The organism is Sphingomicrobium aquimarinum (assembly GCF_039655735.1).
GTDB classification, from domain to species: Bacteria; Pseudomonadota; Alphaproteobacteria; order Sphingomonadales; family Sphingomonadaceae; genus Sphingomicrobium; species Sphingomicrobium aquimarinum.
In genome coordinates this window covers 987,683-1,003,136 of the sequence record NZ_JBBYXH010000002.1, presented here as the reverse complement: position 1 = coordinate 1,003,136, position 15,454 = coordinate 987,683, and the positions used below count along the sequence as shown (strand labels likewise).

The following is a 15,454-nucleotide window of genomic DNA, read 5'->3' as shown; positions in this document are numbered from 1 at the left end:
AGCGATGCGGGTTGCCTTGTGCGCGTGCTACTCGCAATGACCGCCATAAAGTCAACGGGAGAGTTCAGATTTCGGACGACAAATATCGCTTCGGCGCGGGCGTGATGCTCTTGAACGACCATGGTCATGTCTGGGTCGGGCGACGCATCGATAATGTCGACGAGGCCTGGCAGATGCCGCAGGGCGGGGTCGACGAGGGCGAGGACAGCTGGGCCGGCGCGCAGCGCGAACTCGAAGAGGAGACAGGAATCCCTGCCTCGCTCGCCCATCGGATCGACGGCAGTCCGCAGCTCGAACTGAAATATGATCTCCCCGACAGCCTGCGCGGCAAATTATGGGGCGGAAAGTGGATCGGCCAGCGCCAGCACTGGTATCTTCTTCGCTTCACCGGAAGCGATTCCGACGTGAACATCGAAACCGAGGACCCGGAATTCTCGCACTGGCAATGGGCCGAGCCGCGCCTGCTGCCCGACCTGATCGTGCCGTTCAAGCGCGACATGTACCGCGCCATCCTCGACGGGTTTGCCGACTGGATCGGCCCGCGCTAGGAGGCGCTCCATGGAGAGATTGACGAATGAAGAGCGTGTCGTGGTCGAAGCCGCCGCAGCGCGCCACGACGAGGCTTTTGCCATGGCGCAAGGCTGGGCCGCGATCAATTCGGGCAGCCGGAACCTCGAGGGTCTCGCGCGGGTCGCGAACGAGATGAAAACCGCCTTCGCCGCGCTGCCGGGAAACATCGAGATGGTCGATCCCGAGCCGGTCAGCGCCATCAACGCGGCGGGCGAGGAAGTGTCGCTCGATCATGGCCAGCATCTTCATCTCACTGTCCGGCCCGATGCTCCGGTGCAGCTGCTCTTCACCGGCCACATGGACACCGTCTTCGCCGAGGATCACCCGTTCCAGCAACTTAAGTGGCTCGAGGACGGCAAGGTGCTGAACGGTCCCGGCATCACCGACATGAAGGGCGGCATCGCGGTCATGCTTGCCGCCTTGAAAGCGCTGGAAGAAAGTCCTTTCGCCGACCGCTTCGGCTATGAAGTTGTTATCAACTCCGACGAGGAGATCGGCTCGCCATCGTCGCAGCCCCTGCTCCGGAAGGCCGCAAAGGGGAAACGCGCCGCTTTCACCTACGAACCCTCCGCCCTTCCCGACGGAACCTTGGCGGGAGCGCGGTCGGGCAGCGGCAATTACTCGATCACGATCCGCGGCCGCTCGGCGCACGCGGGGCGCAATCCGCGCGATGGTCGCAATGCTCTGGTCGCCGCCGCCGACATGGCGCTGCGGTTGAAGGCGGAGATGGACGACACACTCTCGGTCAATCCCGCGAAGATCGACGGCGGTGGACCCAACAATGTCGTGCCCGACCTCGCCATCCTGCGCGTCAACTTCCGCTGCGTCGATGAAGCCGACCAGGCGCGCGCCGAGAATCTCGTCGCCGAAACCGCCGCACTCATCGCCGGCGAACACGACGTGACCTGCGACGTGCATGGTGGGTTCGGACGCCCGCCCAAGCCGATGACGCCGCCGATGGAAGAGCTGTTCGGACTCGTCAAACAGGCAGGCGCCGACCTCGGGCAGGAGATCGGCTGGAAGGCCACCGGCGGCGTATGCGACGGCAACAATATCGCCGCCACCGGTGTCCCCGTTGTCGACACGATGGGCGTGCGCGGCGGGGCGATCCACAGTCCCGACGAATTTCTCATCGTCGAAAGTATCGGCGAACGCGCAGCGCTGTCAGCGCTCAGCATTGCGAGGTTGATCTCCCAATGAGCTACGTTCTTCGTGCCGCGGACATCGAGGACCTCGATGCGCTCTACGACCTGTCGAAACTGACCGGCGGCGGCTTTACCAACCTGCCCGCCGATCGCGGCGTCCTTGCCGAGCGGCTCGCGAAATCCGACGCCAGCTTCGAACGGCAGGGCGAGAAACCCGCGGACGATCTTTACATCTTCATGCTCGAGGAGTGCTCTACCGGAGCGATCCGAGGTACCTGCCAGATCTTCGGGAAAGTCGGCACCGAGCAGCCATTCTACAGCTACCGGCTCTCGACGCTCACGCAGAAGTCGAGCGAACTCAATACCATCTTCCGCAATCGGATGCTGAGCATCGTGACGGACCTCGAGAGCTCGAGCGAGGTCGGCGGCCTCTTCCTGCATCCCGCCGCGCGTGCCGGGGGGCTCGGGCTTCTGCTGGCCCGCTCGCGATACCTCTTCATCAAGCAGCATCGTCCGCGCTTCGGCGAGAAGATCCTCGCCGAATTGCGCGGCGTGATCGACGACGGCGGTCATTCGCCCTTCTGGGACGCGATCGGTGGACGCTTCTTCGGTATGAGCTTCCCGGAGGCGGACGGTTTCAATGCCGTCCATGGCACGCAATTCATCGCCGATCTGTTCCCCAAGACCCCCATCTACGTCTCGATGCTTCCCGAGGCAGCGCGCGCCGTCATCGGCCAGCCGCACCCATCGGGCCGGGCGGCGATGCGAATGTTGGAGAACGAGAATCTGACCTTCACCGATTATGTCGATATCTTCGATGGCGGCCCCTCGATGGTCGGGCGCACGGACAGGGTCGCCTCGATTGCCAACAGCGACTGGCACGTCGTCGGGAATCCGCTCGAAGAAGGCGGTGAACAGATGATCTGCGCCGTCGGCCGGTTGAAGACCTTCCGGGCCTGTCATGCGCGCGGCCTGATCGAGGACGGGAAGATGCGACTCGACCCCAAGGCGCTCGACATTCTCGACCTTGAAGAAGGAGACCGCGTGCTCGCGGTATCGCGCCGATGACCATTCGTGAGATCAACTTCGACGGGCTGATCGGGCCCAGCCACAATTATGCGGGCCTGTCGCTCGGCAACCTCGCATCGACCGCGCATAGCGGAGACATCTCGCAGCCACGCGCCGCGGCGCTTCAGGGCATCGAGAAGATGCGCTCAAACCTCGACCTCGGCTTGGTGCAGGGCGTTTTCATGCCCCTGCCCCGCCCCAATGATGACTGGCTTGCCGGGCTCGGCGTCGACTTCGGAACCGCACCGCACGCGCTGGCCGCCAATGCGCTCTCCGCATCTTCCATGTGGGCCGCGAACGCCGCCACCGTCAGTCCCGCGCCCGACACGGCCGACGGGCGCTGTCACCTCACGGTCGCGAATTTGAAGACCATGGCGCACCGGAGCCATGAATGGCCCGACACGCTCTCCCAGCTGCGCATGGCCTTCGCGGACGACAGCTTCTCGATACACGCCCCTGTCCCGGTAGCCTTTGGTGACGAGGGCGCGGCGAACTTCATGCGGTTGGCGGACGACCATGGCAGCACGGGCGTCGAGATCTTCGTCTACGGCGTCTCGGGCGGGCCCTATCCGGCGCGCCAGCATATCGAGGCGAGCCATGCGCTCGCCCGCCTGCATCGTCTCGATGCCGATCGCACGCTGTTCGTACAGCAGTCGACCGAAGCGATCTCCGCGGGCGCCTTCCATAACGATGTCGTCGCGGTCGCCAACGAGCGCACGCTGTTCGCACACGAGAAAGCGTTCGAAGACCGGACCGGCACCCATGCCGCGATCGAGGCGGCCTTCCCGAACGTCCAGATCGTGGAGGTTCTGGACGAAGACGTTCCGCTTGCTGACGCGATCTCGAGCTATCTTTTCAACGCGCAACTCGTCACGCCGCCCGATGGGCAGCAGACGCTGGTCGTCCCCACCGAATGCCGCGAGACGCCTTCGGTCTGGACATGGCTACAGGCGCATCTCGCGGGCAACGGTCCTATCCGGCGCGTGCGCGTGGTCGATGTACGCCAGTCGATGGCCAATGGCGGCGGTCCCGCCTGCCTGCGCCTGCGCGTTGCCTGCGATCCGGCAGCGGTCGATCCCCGTTTCCTCGTCGACGGGGACAAGCTCGACCGGATGGCGGCAGTAGTCGCCGATACCTGGCCCGAGGCGATCGATGGACGAGAGCTCCAGTCCCAATCGCTGGTGCGTGTCGTCCGCGATGCGCGCCGCGCGATGCTGGAAGAGATGGGCCTCCTCGAACTGGCGTGACGCGGCCAATTGTCGGATTAACGAACAGGTAACCAAGTGTCGTAAGACATTTTTGGCGGAACGAAGCGAATGGCACACCGTTTGCTTAACCAATGCCGATGCTCAAGAAACCCGCCCGCCTGTTCGTCATCAAGTCGCGCTTCGAGGCGTGCCTCGTCATCTACGCGATTGCGATGGGCGCGATTATCCGTGGCTCGGTTTTCGTTCAGCAATATCCGGGCTGGCTCGGGCAGGCGATGTTCGTCGCCTGCCTCGGGGTGGTCTTCATCGCGGGCGCGAAGCTGTTCGATGCGGTCCGTCCGCATGCCCCTTCCATCCGGCAAGGGCCCTGGCAGGTGCCCGCCCGTCATTACCGCAGTGCGTCGCTTCGCTCGCGTCGTCGTCGCCGTGCGAGCGACGGTCGCGCCCGAATCGGCACCGACCGGACGGCGATTCGTGGGCGCTGAGCGCAGCTTCAAAGGGTCGGCCACAGTATCGCGGCGGACACGTCTCGGAAATTTTCTTCTGAAACGGGAACATTTACGACGTAACGAGCCAGCTAACCGATCGCCCGTTCGTGAGTCGTCGGCCAGCCCTTGGTTTTTCACGTCCTCTTAACCATTGTCATGCGACCTTCCGCTGTGAACGTACCGCGGGAAGGACATGCGGGACCTTAGGGATCGGGGGATCTTGGCCATGAGAGGCGAGTCGAATTTTCGTTTTTACCAGCGCCGCGCGGCGCAGGAGCGCACCGCAGCAGCACGGTCGGTGACCAACGCGGCTCGCGAGCGACACGAAGAACTCGCCCGACATTTTGCCGCACAGGCCGAAGCGATGGGCGCTCAATACGCCTGACTTCACGACAACCGTTTAACCAACGAAAAAGGCCGCGGTCCCGATCGGGAGCCGCGGCCTTTCTCTATAAGTGGCGCGCCCGGAAGGATTCGAACCTCCGACCACCTGATTCGTAGTCAGGTACTCTATCCAGCTGAGCTACGGGCGCTTGGGTTGCCGGGGCAATAGAAGGGCGATGCGGCGCTTTCAAGGACTTTCTGCCCCTTTTTCCATGTCGATTGCCTGAGGCCTTCTCGCGGTCTAGGCGATGACGATGCGCACCGCCGCCATCCTCTCCTGCCTTCTCCTCGCTGCCTGCCAGCCTCGCAACGATGCGCCGTCGCTCGGGCCCCGTCCCGCCGAAGCGATCGACCCGCGCCTGCCGGTTGGCTCGACCGAACCACCGCAGGGCGCACTGACCGTCGCCGATCGAATCGCGTCACTGGAAGTCCGTCTCCGCGAGGGCGAGGCTGGCTTTGCGAGCGCCCTGCCCGCGACACGCGCCGCAGTGGCACGCGCGGGCGCGCCGGGGAGTGAAAGCTGGGTTCAGGCCGAGGAACAGCTGAGCCTGCTCGAACGCGCACATATGCCCGTCGCCATCACCCTCGCAGAACTCGACCGGCTCGTTACCCTCCAGATCGACCAGGATGGATGGGCAAGTCCCTCCGACCGCGATGCCGTCGAAAGGCTGATGACGAGAGCGCGCGCGGTTTACGAACGACAGGCCGACACGCTCGGCGCGATGGCCGCGTCGCTACGCTGAAGCCGCGCCCCGCGCTGTGCCTGCGAGAAAGAACAACAACGTCCCCGCCGCCGCGAAGCCGCCGATCGTCGCCCATTGCGCGAGATCGGTCTGGAACATCGCCCAGATCGATAGAGCAAGTGCGATGGGCGCCGCGATCGCGATGACGGGGTTGAAAGCCGAACGTCCTGCCGCACGGCGCAGACGCGGAAGCGCGAGAATCGAGGCGACATAGGCGATCAGTCGGGCGAGCGTCGAGATGGACGCAAGAACCAGGAACGTGCCCGAAAGCGCGAACAGGATCGACCCTGCGCCGAAGAAAAGGATCGAATTGGCCGGAGTCCCCCAGCGCGACACGGTGCCGAACCAGGCAGGAAGCAGCCCGTCGTCCGCCATTGCGGGCGTCATGCGGCTGGCCGACGTATGACCCGCTGTCATGTTCGCGAGCACGCTCACCACGATGGTCGCGGCAATCAACAGCGCGCCCGTATCGCCGCCGAACAGGCGCGCGAGTTCGACGACGGGCGCATCGGGGCCCGTGCCTGCGATCGGTGAAAGGCTGTACGCCCATTGCAGTGCGAAATAGATGAGCGTCACGATCGCGAGGCTCATCAGAAGCGCTTTGGGCATCGAGCGCTTCGGATCGCGTGTTTCGCCCGCCGGGATGGTCGCATTCTCGAACCCGACGAAGGCATAGAGAGCGGCCAGGGCGATCCCCTCGACGGCGCTGAAGCGCGGCAGTTCGATGGGGCCTGGCGTTGCGGCGGAAACGAGTCCGACACCGATCAGCACGATGAGGGGCGCCAGCTTGAGAAAGGTCATCGCTCCCAGGACGGTCACCACGCGGCGGATACCGACGATATTGAGGATCGTCATCGCGCCGAGCGCCGCGACGATCGCGATATCGTTGGCGATGCCCTCGCCGATCGCCGGCCAGACCGCAGCGGCATAGGCGATCATCACCGTCGTGTTCGCCGCCTGACTGAGAATGCGCGCCGAATAGAAGGTCCAGCCGATCTGGAAGCCCGCGAATCTTCCGTAGGCGTCGGTCACGAACCGCTGCGGCCCGCCCGAGCGATCGGTCATGCGGGTCAGCTCGGCAAAGCAGACGACGATGCTCATGACGAGGGCACCGCCGATGAGCAGCAACCACGGCGCGAAACTTCCGACCGCCTCGTGCAGCACTTCGGGCAGCCCGAAGATGCCCGCGCCGATCAACCCGTTGATGGTGATGAAGGCGACGCCGAGCGTGCCCATGTCGCGCTTGTACTTGCCCCCGGTCATCACACGATCTTACGCGCGACCTCCAGTGCGTGATAGGTCAAAATGCCGGTGGCTCCTGCACGCTTGAAGGCGGTCAGCGCTTCCATCAGCATGGCCTCGCGATCTCCAGCGCCTGCGGCGGCGGCTTCCTCGATCATCGCAAATTCGCCGCTCGTCATATAGGCGAAGACGGGAGTCTCGAGGGCATCGACCAGCCGCGCGACGACGTCGAGGTAGAGCATACCGGGCTTCACCATCACGAAGTCCGCGCCCTCGGCAATGTCGAGTTCGACTTCGGTGAGCGCTTCGTTCCCGTTTGCCGGGTCCATCTGATAGCCGCGCTTGTCGCCTTTCAGCCGGTCGCCCGATCCGACGGCCTCGCGAAACGGCCCGTAGAGCGCGGACGCATATTTGGCCGAATAGGCCATGATGGCGGTGTCCGGATGTCCGGCATCCTCGAGCGCCTCGCGGATCGCGCCGATGCGCCCGTCCATCATGTCCGAGGGGGCGACGATATCCGCTCCTGCCTCGGCTTGCACCACCGCCTGCCGAGCGAGAATCTCGACCGTCGCATCGTTGATGACACGGCCCGCCTCATCGACCAGACCGTCATGACCATGGCTCGTGTACGGATCGAGCGCCACGTCGGTCATCACGCCGATGTCGATGCCGGCATCCTTGATCGCGCGGATGGCGCGGCAGACGAGATTGTCGGGATTGAGCGCTTCGGCGGCGTCGTCGCTGCGATCCTTGTCCGCCGTATTCGGAAACAGCGCGATCGCGGGAATCCCGGCATCCGCCGCCTCGCGCGCCCGCTCCACGATCCGGTCGACCGACCAGCGCGACACGCCACGCAGCGCGCCGATCGCCTGCTCTTCCCCATCGCCTTCACAGACGAACAGCGGCCAGATCAGGTGGCTCGGATGCAGCCGGTGCTCGCGAAGCATGTCGCGCATCCACGGTGCCGTGCGCCGCCGCCGCATTCGGGTTGAGGGATAGTTCAACCCAGGCGCTCCAGTGCGGTACGCAGCCTCTGAGCCTCTTCGGAACGCGCGGTATGATCCTCGCGCGCCTTGGCGACAGCCTCGGGCTTTGCGCGTTCCATGAAATTGGGGTTGTTCAACCGACCTTCGAGCGACTTCACTTCCTTCTCCGCCGCTTCCGCCGCCTTGGCGAGACGCGCACGCTCGGCGTCGAGATCAATGGCGTCGGCCAGCGGAACCGCATAGCTTCGTCCCGCGACGACGATCTGCGCGGAGCCTTCGGGCGCAGTATCGATCGCCTCTCCCCACTCGGCCTTGCCCATTCGATCGAGCGCATCGCCCGCATCGGCTCGGCCGCCGTCGAGCGGATGCAGAACGAGCCGGTTCGACCAAGGGACGTTGAGCTCGGCCCGCAGCGCGCGCACTTCGGAAATCAGCGCGATCGTCCAGTCGACCTCGTTTTTCGACTCCGCATCCACATCCGCTTCCGGCGCCGGCCATTTCGCGACGATGAGATCGTAGGGTCGCTCGCCCATGCTATGCCAAAGCTCTTCGGTCACGAAGGGCATGAACGGGTGGAGCATCACGAGAATCTGGTCGAACGCCCACGCTGCGACGGCCTTGGTCTCATCGTCCATCGCGCCCTTGATGAGCTCGACGTACCAGTCGCAAAAGGTGCCCCATGCAAAGTGATAGACCGCATCGGCCATCCCGTCGAAGCGCAGTTCTGCGAACGCCTTCTCGAGCTTCGCCAGCGTCTCCACGACCTCGCCGATGATCCAGCGATTGACCGACTTCTCCGCCGCGGGCGCCGCGATGCTCTGGCTCGCGCCGATGCCGTTGTGCTGCAGGAAGCGGGCGGCATTCCACAGCTTCGTCGCGAAGTTTCGGTAGCCCTCGACGCGCTTCTCATCGAGTTTGATGTCGCGGCCCTGGCTCTCCATCGCGCAGAGCGTGAAACGAAGCGCGTCGGCGCCATATTTGTCGACGATCGTCAGCGGATCGACGACGTTGCCCTTCGACTTGGACATCTTCGCGCCCTGCGCGTCGCGCACCAGGCCGTGAAGGTAGAGCGTCTTCCACGGCTTCTCTCCCATGAACTCCAAGCCCTGCATCGCCATCCGGGCATCCCAGAAGAAGATGATGTCGAAGCCCGAAATCAGCACGTCGTTAGGATAGTGGCGCTCGAGCGTCTCGGTGCTCTCGGGCCAGCCCAGCGTCGCGAAGGGCCACAGCGCCGAGGAGAACCAGGTGTCGAGCACGTCCTCGTCCTGCCGCAGCACCACGTCGGGGCCGGCTTTTTCCTGCGCCCCTTCGAGCGTATGCGCTACATAGGCATTGCCTGCCTCGTCGTACCAGGCTGGGATGCGATGCCCCCACCACAGCTGGCGGCTCACGCACCACGGCTGGATATTCTCGAGCCAGTTGTACCATGTCTTCTTCCACGTCTCGGGCACGACGTTGATGTCGCCCGAGCGCACCGCTTCCAGCGCGGGCTTGGCCAGCGTCTCGGCGTCCACATACCATTGGTCGGTGAGCCACGGCTCGATCACGACCATGGAACGGTCGCCGTACGGTGCCTGGATCGTGCGATCCTCGGTCCGTAGCAACGCGCCTTCCTGCTCCAGCATCTCGACTACGCGCTTGCGGGCATCGAAGCGATCGAGGCCGATGAGCATTTCGGGGACGAGCCCGTCGGCGGTCTGCACCACCTCGGCCTTGCTCGAGAGCATGTTGAGCATGTCGGCGGGTGCGATCCCCGCGCGCTTGCCGACTTCGAAATCGTTGAAGTCGTGCCCCGGCGTGATCTTCACCGCACCCGAGCCCAGCTCGGGATCGGCGTGCGTGTCGGTGATGATGGGGATTTCACGCCCTGTCAGCGGAAGCTTGACCATTTTCCCGATCATGCCCGCATAGCGTTCGTCCTCGGGATGCACCGCGACCGCCATGTCGGCGAGCATCGTCTCGGGGCGCGTCGTCGCGACCTCGATCGATCCCGAACCGTCGGCGAGCGGATAGAACAGGTGCCAGAAATGCCCAGCCTGCTCCTTCTGCTCGACCTCGAGATCCGAGATCGCGGTTTCGAAATGCGGATCCCAGTTCACCAGTCGCTTGTCGCGGAACATCAGGCCCCGCTCGAACAGCTCGACGAACGTGTGCGTCACGGCGCGGGAGAAGCCCTCGTCCATCGTGAAGCGCTCGTTCTCCCAGTCACAGCTAGCGCCGAGGCGCCGCAGCTGCTGGGTGATCTGCCCGCCGCTTTCTTCCTTCCACTGCCACACGCGGTCGAGGAAGGCGTCGCGCCCGAGGGCGGTGCGCTTCGTCTGTTCTTCGTCGAGCTGACGCTCGACCACCATCTGCGTCGCGATGCCCGCATGGTCCATGCCCGCGACCCACAGCGCATCCTTGCCCTCCATCCGCGCCTTGCGGATGAGGATGTCCTGCAGCGTATCGTCCAATGCATGGCCGATGTGCAGCACGCCCGTGACATTGGGAGGCGGCATGATGATCGTATAGGGTTCGGCCTCGGGACGCTCGGGGCGGAACAGCCCCTCTTCTTCCCAATGCGCATACCATTTGGCCTCGATGGGGCCGGGTTCGAACGTCTTGGCTAGCTCGGTCATGGGAAAGAGCGGGTAAAGCGGCCCGCCCTTCCCATCAAGCTATTCCATGATGTCGAGGCTGCGATCGGTGTCCTCGGCGCTGGTCCAGCGATCCATCCACTCGTGCACCTCGGTCTGCCAGCGGATCCAGTTCTGCCCGTCGAGGATCCAGTGATTTTCCTCGGGGTAGATCAGGAGCTTCGAGGGGATGTCGCGTTCCTGGAGCGCGGCAAAGGCGCCAAGGCCCTGGCCGTAGGGAACACGAAAGTCCTTCAGACCATGGATGACGAGCATCGGGGTCTGCCAGTTGTCGACGTAATTTACCGGGTTCCAGCGCTCGTAGAGTTCTTTCTTCTCTTCGTATGTGCCGCCGAAGTCCCAACGGGGGAACCACTGTTCCTCGGTAACATAATAGAAGCTGCGCATATCGAAGAGGCCGGCGTGGTTGACGAGGCAGTCGAACCGGTCGGACCAGTTGCCGGCAATCCAGTTCATCATATAGCCGCCGTAGCTGCCGCCTGCCGCGCAGATGCGCTCGCCGTCGAGCTGCGGATCCATTTCCAGCGCATGCGCGAGCCCTAGCTGCAAGTCTTCGAGCGGCTTTCCGCCCCAGTCGCCGTTGATGCTGTCGGTGAAGTCCTGGCCGTAACCGGTCGAACCGTGGAAATCGATCGATACGACGCCATAGCCGGGCGCGGAGAACATCCGCGGGTTCCAGCGCGTCGACCAGCTGTTGGCAAAGCTGCCCTGCGGCCCGCCATGAACGAGGAAGGCGACGGGGAGCTTACCCTTCGCCTCTGCCGGCTTGAGACGGAAACCCCAGACAGTATCCCCTTCGGCACCCTCGAAACTGAACTTCTCGTAATCGATCGGATCGAACTCGGCCATCATCGGGCCGGTGAAGTTGGTGAGCTGGGCGATCTTGCCGTTGCGCCAGCGGAAGAGTTCGGTCGGCGAGGCGATGCTGTTCATCGTGAAGAGCACGTCGCCGTTCGCCAGCGGCGCGACGTTGCCGACGTTGCCGTCGCCCGTCAGCCGCGTCCGCTCGCCCGTGCGGGCGTCGATCCGGTAGAGCGGATGCTCGAGCACTTCGCCGACCGTAACGTAGAGATAGCGTCCATCAGGCGACCAGGCGATCGAGCCCACGGAGACGTCCCAATCCTCGGTGAGCGCGCGCGTGACAGTGCTGGGAACGCCATTCTCCAGCTCCTCGATCATGAGCGTGAGCTTGTCGCTTTCGTAGCCCGGGCGCTCCATCGCGACGTAGGCCAGCCGCGTACCGTCGGGCGAGAGGGTCGGCATATTGTCGTAGGCCGGATTGTCGCCGGTGATGTTCTTCGGGCCATTCCCCATGCCGGTGACGCTGTTCGAATAGATGTCGAGATTGGTGGAGGTCGGTTCGGCCGATCCACCCTCGCGCTGCGCGAAATAGACGATCCCGTCGTTGCCGACGCTGATTTCCTCAGTGCCGCCGAACGGACGCGAGGGCGTGTTGCCGGTGAGCCCTTGCCCGATCACCGCGCCGTTTCCGGTCGCCTTGCCGTTTTCGAGCTCGAAGCCGTAGATCTGCGCGACGACACCAGGCTCTACCCAGCTGTCCCAGTGGCGCACGAAAATCTCGTCATATTCGCGCGCGTTGCCCGGCTGGTCGTCGTCCTGCACGTTGGCGCAGGCGATGTCGGTGCAGCGCTGATCGCGTGTGGCGAGCAGCACCAGCTTGCTGGCGTCGGGAGACAGGACGAAATCGTCGATCCCGCCCGCGCTGATGTCGGTGACCTGCGACGCCTCTTCGCCCGGTACCATGCGCCAAAGCTGGTCGGACCCACTCTTGTCGGAGAGATAATAAATCGCCCCGTCGCCGCCGAAGCGCGCCCCCGAGGGCGGCACGAAGCCCGTTCCGCCCGCGAGGTTCCGGATGGTATTCGATTCCAGCTCGACGATCGCGACCGTGCCGCGCCGACCGCTCAAGTCCTCTTTGACGTAGGAAACCGGCACCAGTGCCAGCTTGCCGTCCGGACTGACGGATGCGCCGCCCACGCGCGGCAGCTTGAGCATGTCCTCGGGCGTCATCGGACGCGCGTCGGCATAGGCAGCGGGGACGAGGGCGGTGGCGAGCGCTAGCAGCGCGAGAGTCGTTTTCATGGGAAGCGACGCTAGCGCCGCCGCGCCGTTTCGCAAGCGCTACAATTTGCGTCCGGTAATTCGGCTGATCTCGTTGCGGACATGCTCATCGACGATGCCGGGCAGTCGCTCGTCGAGCCAGCTCTTGAGCATCGGCCGAAGCATCTCGCGAACCATCTCCTCGAGCGGATTGACGCTCGCGCTTGCAGGAGCGTTTGCCGCGACGTCCGCGAGTTCCTCGAGCCGAGAGCGCGTGCTGCTCGTGACCTCGTCGGCCATCAGGCTGGCGACGGCGGCAGGCGGCGTGTCGGGCATGTGACCGGTGCCCGGCTCGGCATCGGCGACGTTGCTCGCATCGAGGTCGAGAACGTCTTCGCTTTCCTCGACTTCGTCGAGGTCCTGCGCGATCGGCGCGACCTTGCGTTCCTGCGGCACGCGCGGAGGCGCATCTTCCGCGATCACTTTCTTGATCGAGGCGAGGATGTCTTCCATCGAAGGTTCATTGGGGCCGGCCATGCCGCTCTCTTTACCAGTTAATCGCGGATTGTCACCAATCAGCGCGGTTCGCCGCGTTCCTCCTCGGACAAGGTGCTGGTCGCGACCGGCTCTGGCGCGCCCGGATCGGCCCAGTCGTTCCACTGGCCCGAGATGGCGCGATAGTTGCCGAGCGGGTCGTAGAGCGCGCCGCCGTCGAGGTTGAGATCCTCGGCTTCGGCCTGGCCCATGGCGTTGAGCAGGCGGAAGCCCGCGACATAGGCGTCGCGCTCCGCCGTGACGAGATCAACGCGCGTGTTGAGCAGTTCCTGATCGGCATCCAGGACAAACAGTACCGAACGTGAGCCGATACTGTTTTCCAGCCGCGCGCCTTCCAGCGCCAGTTCGTTGGCCGAAACCGCGACTTCGTTCGCTTCGATCGCGCGGACTGCCGCTTCGTAGGTCGCAAATGCCGAACGGGTCTCTGCCACCACCCCGCGTTCCGCCGCCACGCGCTGCTCCAGCCGCTGCCCTTCGATCGCGCGGGCCTGGGCGACGAGCGCCGCCGGCGTGCCGCCCTGATAGATAGGGATACGCGAATTCACGCCGATGGTCGTCACCGAGCCGGAATTGGGTAGCGGTTGTCCGCCGACGCCGTCGCCAGCGCCGCCCAGCGCATTGACGTACGTGCCAGAACCGACCGCCGAGACGGTCGGCAAACGCGCGGCGCGCGCGACCCGGGTATCATATTGCGCCGCATCGACTGCCAGACGGGCGGCCTCGAAATCGGCATTCTCGACGAGCGCGATGCGGACCGCCTGATCGGCCGTCTCGGGCAACGGCGGAAGCGGCGGCGGCGGTGCCAGTTCGCCCGGATCGTCACCGATCACCTGGCGATAGGTTTCGACGGCCGAAGCGAGTCGCCCCCGCGCTCCGGCAAGGCGGGCCTGCGCCAGCTGAAGGCGTGCTTCGGACTGCGCAACGTCCGTGCGCGTCAGGTCGCCGATCTCGAAACGGTCGCGCGATGCCTCGAGGTTGGTCCCGAGCACCCGCACCTGATTCTCGTTCAACCCAACGACCGCGCGGTTGAGCATCACGTCCATGTAGGCCGTCACTGCCGCCACGAAGATATCGCCTTCGACCGCGCGCAGCGTCGCGCGAGCCGCCTCGACCCGCGTTTCGGCCGCCGCGATGTCGTTGCTGACCCGCCCGCCCTGAAACAGCGGATAGGAAACGTCCGCGCCGATCGACAGGTTGAGGTCCTGTGTCTGGGTACCCAGCGCACCGCGCCGCGACAGGTCCTGATTGACGCCAGCAATTGCCGCCACGTTAGGCCGCCCGCCTGCGCGCGCGAGCGCAACCCCCGCATCGCTGATCTTCAACGCCTCGCGCTGCGCGGTGAGCGTCGGATTGGTGCGATAGGCATCGACCAGCGCTTCGGTCAGCGTCTCGGTGTCGCCCGGCACCTCCTGCGCATCCTGCGCCAGCGCGGGCGTCGTCCCGAGCATCGCGGCAAGCGTTACAAGGGAAATCATGGTTTTCATCAGAAACGGAACTCCTGCGGGCGATCGAACGCCGCAAGACGCGCTACCTGCGCATCGGCAAAGCTGCGGAAAGCCATGGCTTCGCCGACCTTGCGTCCGATGGCCAGGCGGCTGAGGCCGCCTTCGATCACCGGGGCGGCCACGCGCCCGCCGTCGGCCAATTGCTCGATGAGCGCCTCGGAAATCTGCTCCACTGCGCCCGTGATCAGGATGAGGTCATAGGCCCGATCCGCCGGATGGCCTTTGTCGAGCGCGCCCTTGACCATCGTAACGCCATCGACGCCAGGACCCTCGGACTTGACGCTATCGAGCGCGACGACCTTGGTGCCCAGTCGCGCAAGAACCGCAGCGGCATAGCCGGCATCGGGGCCGACCACGAGCACATGCTCCTCGCTGCGCACATCGGCGCGGTCGATCAACTTGAACAGCACCGTCGGCGCAGGGGCGAAGCGACCATCCCCCAGCGGGATGGCACGATCGCGATACGCCACTGCACGACGCGCGGCCGGAAGATAATCCTCGCGATCAACGCCCTCGATGGCCGCAAGCAGCCGCTTGTCGTTGACGTCGTTGGGACGCAATTGGCTGTCGATCATCGCGCGGCGCGCGGCGCGGGTGTGGGTGGTGACGGGATCGAGAAGGTCGCCTTGGCTCACTGTGTCGTCTTCCTAATACAGTCGGGTGACCTTCGCCTTAACGCTCAAGGCCTTGCAAGCCAAGCTCTTGTGGCATGCGTTCGTCGAAAGATCACGTTGACAGACGACCCCGCCCTCGGGCAACTGGCGCCCACCACCACATTGGAAGGTCCGATGGCGGAGTGGTGACGCAGCGGACTGCAAATCCGTGTACGCCGGTTCGATTCCGGCTCGGACCTCCACTTC

The 15,454-nt window shown here is 64.7% G+C and carries 14 protein-coding genes and 2 tRNA genes; 8 read left to right on the top strand and 8 right to left on the bottom strand.

All coding sequences use genetic code 11. The annotated features are described in order from the left end of the window. Positions 1-68 precede the first annotated feature (68 nt). The 6 genes from WJS89_RS11245 to WJS89_RS11220 all read left to right on the top strand — a co-directional run bounded on the left by WJS89_RS11245 (position 69) and on the right by WJS89_RS11220 (position 4,864). Complete coding sequence (locus tag WJS89_RS11245; protein WP_346341211.1) at positions 69-548, top strand: RNA pyrophosphohydrolase; 480 nt, start codon at positions 69-71, stop codon at positions 546-548. A gap of 10 nt (positions 549-558) precedes the next feature. After that, positions 559-1,770: a hydrolase gene (locus WJS89_RS11240; RefSeq protein WP_346341027.1), complete on the top strand. Its 1,212-nt coding sequence runs from the start codon at positions 559-561 to the stop codon at positions 1,768-1,770. Next, positions 1,767-2,783, top strand: coding sequence for an arginine N-succinyltransferase (locus WJS89_RS11235; RefSeq protein WP_346341026.1), 1,017 nt, complete (start codon positions 1,767-1,769; stop codon positions 2,781-2,783). The genes WJS89_RS11240 and WJS89_RS11235 overlap by 4 nt, the downstream gene beginning before the upstream one ends. Continuing rightward, positions 2,780-4,030 (top strand): N-succinylarginine dihydrolase, encoded by a 1,251-nt coding sequence (locus tag WJS89_RS11230; RefSeq protein ID WP_346341025.1) that lies wholly within the window; start codon positions 2,780-2,782, stop codon positions 4,028-4,030. Before WJS89_RS11235 ends, WJS89_RS11230 begins: the two co-directional genes overlap by 4 nt. A 98-nt stretch (positions 4,031-4,128) precedes the next feature. Then, the gene (locus tag WJS89_RS11225; protein WP_346341024.1) at positions 4,129-4,476 is read left to right on the top strand and encodes a hypothetical protein; all 348 of its coding nucleotides are present in this window, start codon (positions 4,129-4,131) and stop codon (positions 4,474-4,476) included. 223 nt (positions 4,477-4,699) lie between these two features. Further along, a complete protein-coding gene (locus tag WJS89_RS11220) occupies positions 4,700-4,864 on the top strand; it encodes a hypothetical protein (protein ID WP_346341023.1) in 165 nt (54 codons plus the stop codon). Positions 4,865-4,935: 71 nt separating this feature from the next. On the opposite strand, the gene WJS89_RS11215 is transcribed toward WJS89_RS11220, so the two are convergent. Continuing rightward, positions 4,936-5,012: transfer RNA gene (locus tag WJS89_RS11215), tRNA-Arg, on the bottom strand. Between the two features lie 99 nt (positions 5,013-5,111). On the opposite strand from WJS89_RS11215, the gene WJS89_RS11210 reads away from it, so the two are divergent. After that, positions 5,112-5,606 (top strand): hypothetical protein, encoded by a 495-nt coding sequence (locus WJS89_RS11210; protein ID WP_346341022.1) that lies wholly within the window; start codon positions 5,112-5,114, stop codon positions 5,604-5,606. Here WJS89_RS11210 and WJS89_RS11205 read toward each other — a convergent pair. The 7 genes from WJS89_RS11205 to WJS89_RS11175 are packed head-to-tail and all read right to left on the bottom strand — an operon-like array spanning position 5,598 to position 15,229. Next, entirely contained in the window at positions 5,598-6,869 is a 1,272-nt protein-coding gene (locus WJS89_RS11205) for an APC family permease (protein ID WP_346341021.1), read from the bottom strand. The two genes, WJS89_RS11210 and WJS89_RS11205, sit on opposite strands and share 9 nt — an antisense overlap. Beyond that, positions 6,869-7,852, bottom strand: a complete 984-nt coding sequence (gene hemB, locus WJS89_RS11200) for a porphobilinogen synthase (protein ID WP_346341020.1) — start codon at positions 7,850-7,852, stop codon at positions 6,869-6,871. Before hemB ends, WJS89_RS11205 begins: the two co-directional genes overlap by 1 nt. Then, a complete protein-coding gene (locus WJS89_RS11195) occupies positions 7,849-10,455 on the bottom strand; it encodes a valine--tRNA ligase (protein ID WP_346341019.1) in 2,607 nt (868 codons plus the stop codon). Before WJS89_RS11195 ends, hemB begins: the two co-directional genes overlap by 4 nt. Before the next feature lie 39 nt (positions 10,456-10,494). Continuing rightward, positions 10,495-12,576 (bottom strand): S9 family peptidase, encoded by a 2,082-nt coding sequence (locus tag WJS89_RS11190; RefSeq protein ID WP_346341018.1) that lies wholly within the window; start codon positions 12,574-12,576, stop codon positions 10,495-10,497. A 39-nt stretch (positions 12,577-12,615) separates the two neighbouring features. Beyond that, entirely contained in the window at positions 12,616-13,071 is a 456-nt protein-coding gene (locus tag WJS89_RS11185; protein ID WP_346341017.1) for a DUF2497 domain-containing protein, read from the bottom strand. Positions 13,072-13,109: 38 nt separating this feature from the next. Further along, on the bottom strand, positions 13,110-14,573 hold the full coding sequence (locus tag WJS89_RS11180; protein WP_346341016.1) for a TolC family outer membrane protein: 1,464 nt from the start codon (positions 14,571-14,573) through the stop codon (positions 13,110-13,112). Then, complete coding sequence (locus WJS89_RS11175) at positions 14,573-15,229, bottom strand: protein-L-isoaspartate O-methyltransferase family protein (RefSeq protein ID WP_346341015.1); 657 nt, start codon at positions 15,227-15,229, stop codon at positions 14,573-14,575. The genes WJS89_RS11180 and WJS89_RS11175 overlap by 1 nt, the downstream gene beginning before the upstream one ends. 147 nt (positions 15,230-15,376) lie before the next feature. On the opposite strand from WJS89_RS11175, the gene WJS89_RS11170 reads away from it, so the two are divergent. Beyond that, positions 15,377-15,450: transfer RNA gene (locus tag WJS89_RS11170), tRNA-Cys, on the top strand. The last annotated feature ends 4 nt before the right edge of the window (positions 15,451-15,454 follow it).

Bases quoted from the DNA above. Each gene is read 5' to 3' on its own strand.
- WJS89_RS11240 (WP_346341027.1), top strand. From the start codon at position 559: ATGGAGAGATTGACGAATGAAGAGCGTGTCGTGGTCGAAGCCGCCGCA.
- WJS89_RS11235 (WP_346341026.1), top strand. From the start codon at position 1,767: ATGAGCTACGTTCTTCGTGCCGCGGACATCGAGGACCTCGATGCGCTC.
- WJS89_RS11230 (WP_346341025.1), top strand. From the start codon at position 2,780: ATGACCATTCGTGAGATCAACTTCGACGGGCTGATCGGGCCCAGCCAC.
- WJS89_RS11225 (WP_346341024.1), top strand. From the start codon at position 4,129: ATGCTCAAGAAACCCGCCCGCCTGTTCGTCATCAAGTCGCGCTTCGAG.
- WJS89_RS11210 (WP_346341022.1), top strand. From the start codon at position 5,112: ATGACGATGCGCACCGCCGCCATCCTCTCCTGCCTTCTCCTCGCTGCC.
- WJS89_RS11205 (WP_346341021.1), bottom strand. From the start codon at position 6,869: ATGACCGGGGGCAAGTACAAGCGCGACATGGGCACGCTCGGCGTCGCC.
- WJS89_RS11195 (WP_346341019.1), bottom strand. From the start codon at position 10,455: ATGACCGAGCTAGCCAAGACGTTCGAACCCGGCCCCATCGAGGCCAAA.
- WJS89_RS11190 (WP_346341018.1), bottom strand. From the start codon at position 12,576: ATGAAAACGACTCTCGCGCTGCTAGCGCTCGCCACCGCCCTCGTCCCC.
- WJS89_RS11185 (WP_346341017.1), bottom strand. From the start codon at position 13,071: ATGGCCGGCCCCAATGAACCTTCGATGGAAGACATCCTCGCCTCGATC.
- WJS89_RS11180 (WP_346341016.1), bottom strand. From the start codon at position 14,573: ATGAAAACCATGATTTCCCTTGTAACGCTTGCCGCGATGCTCGGGACG.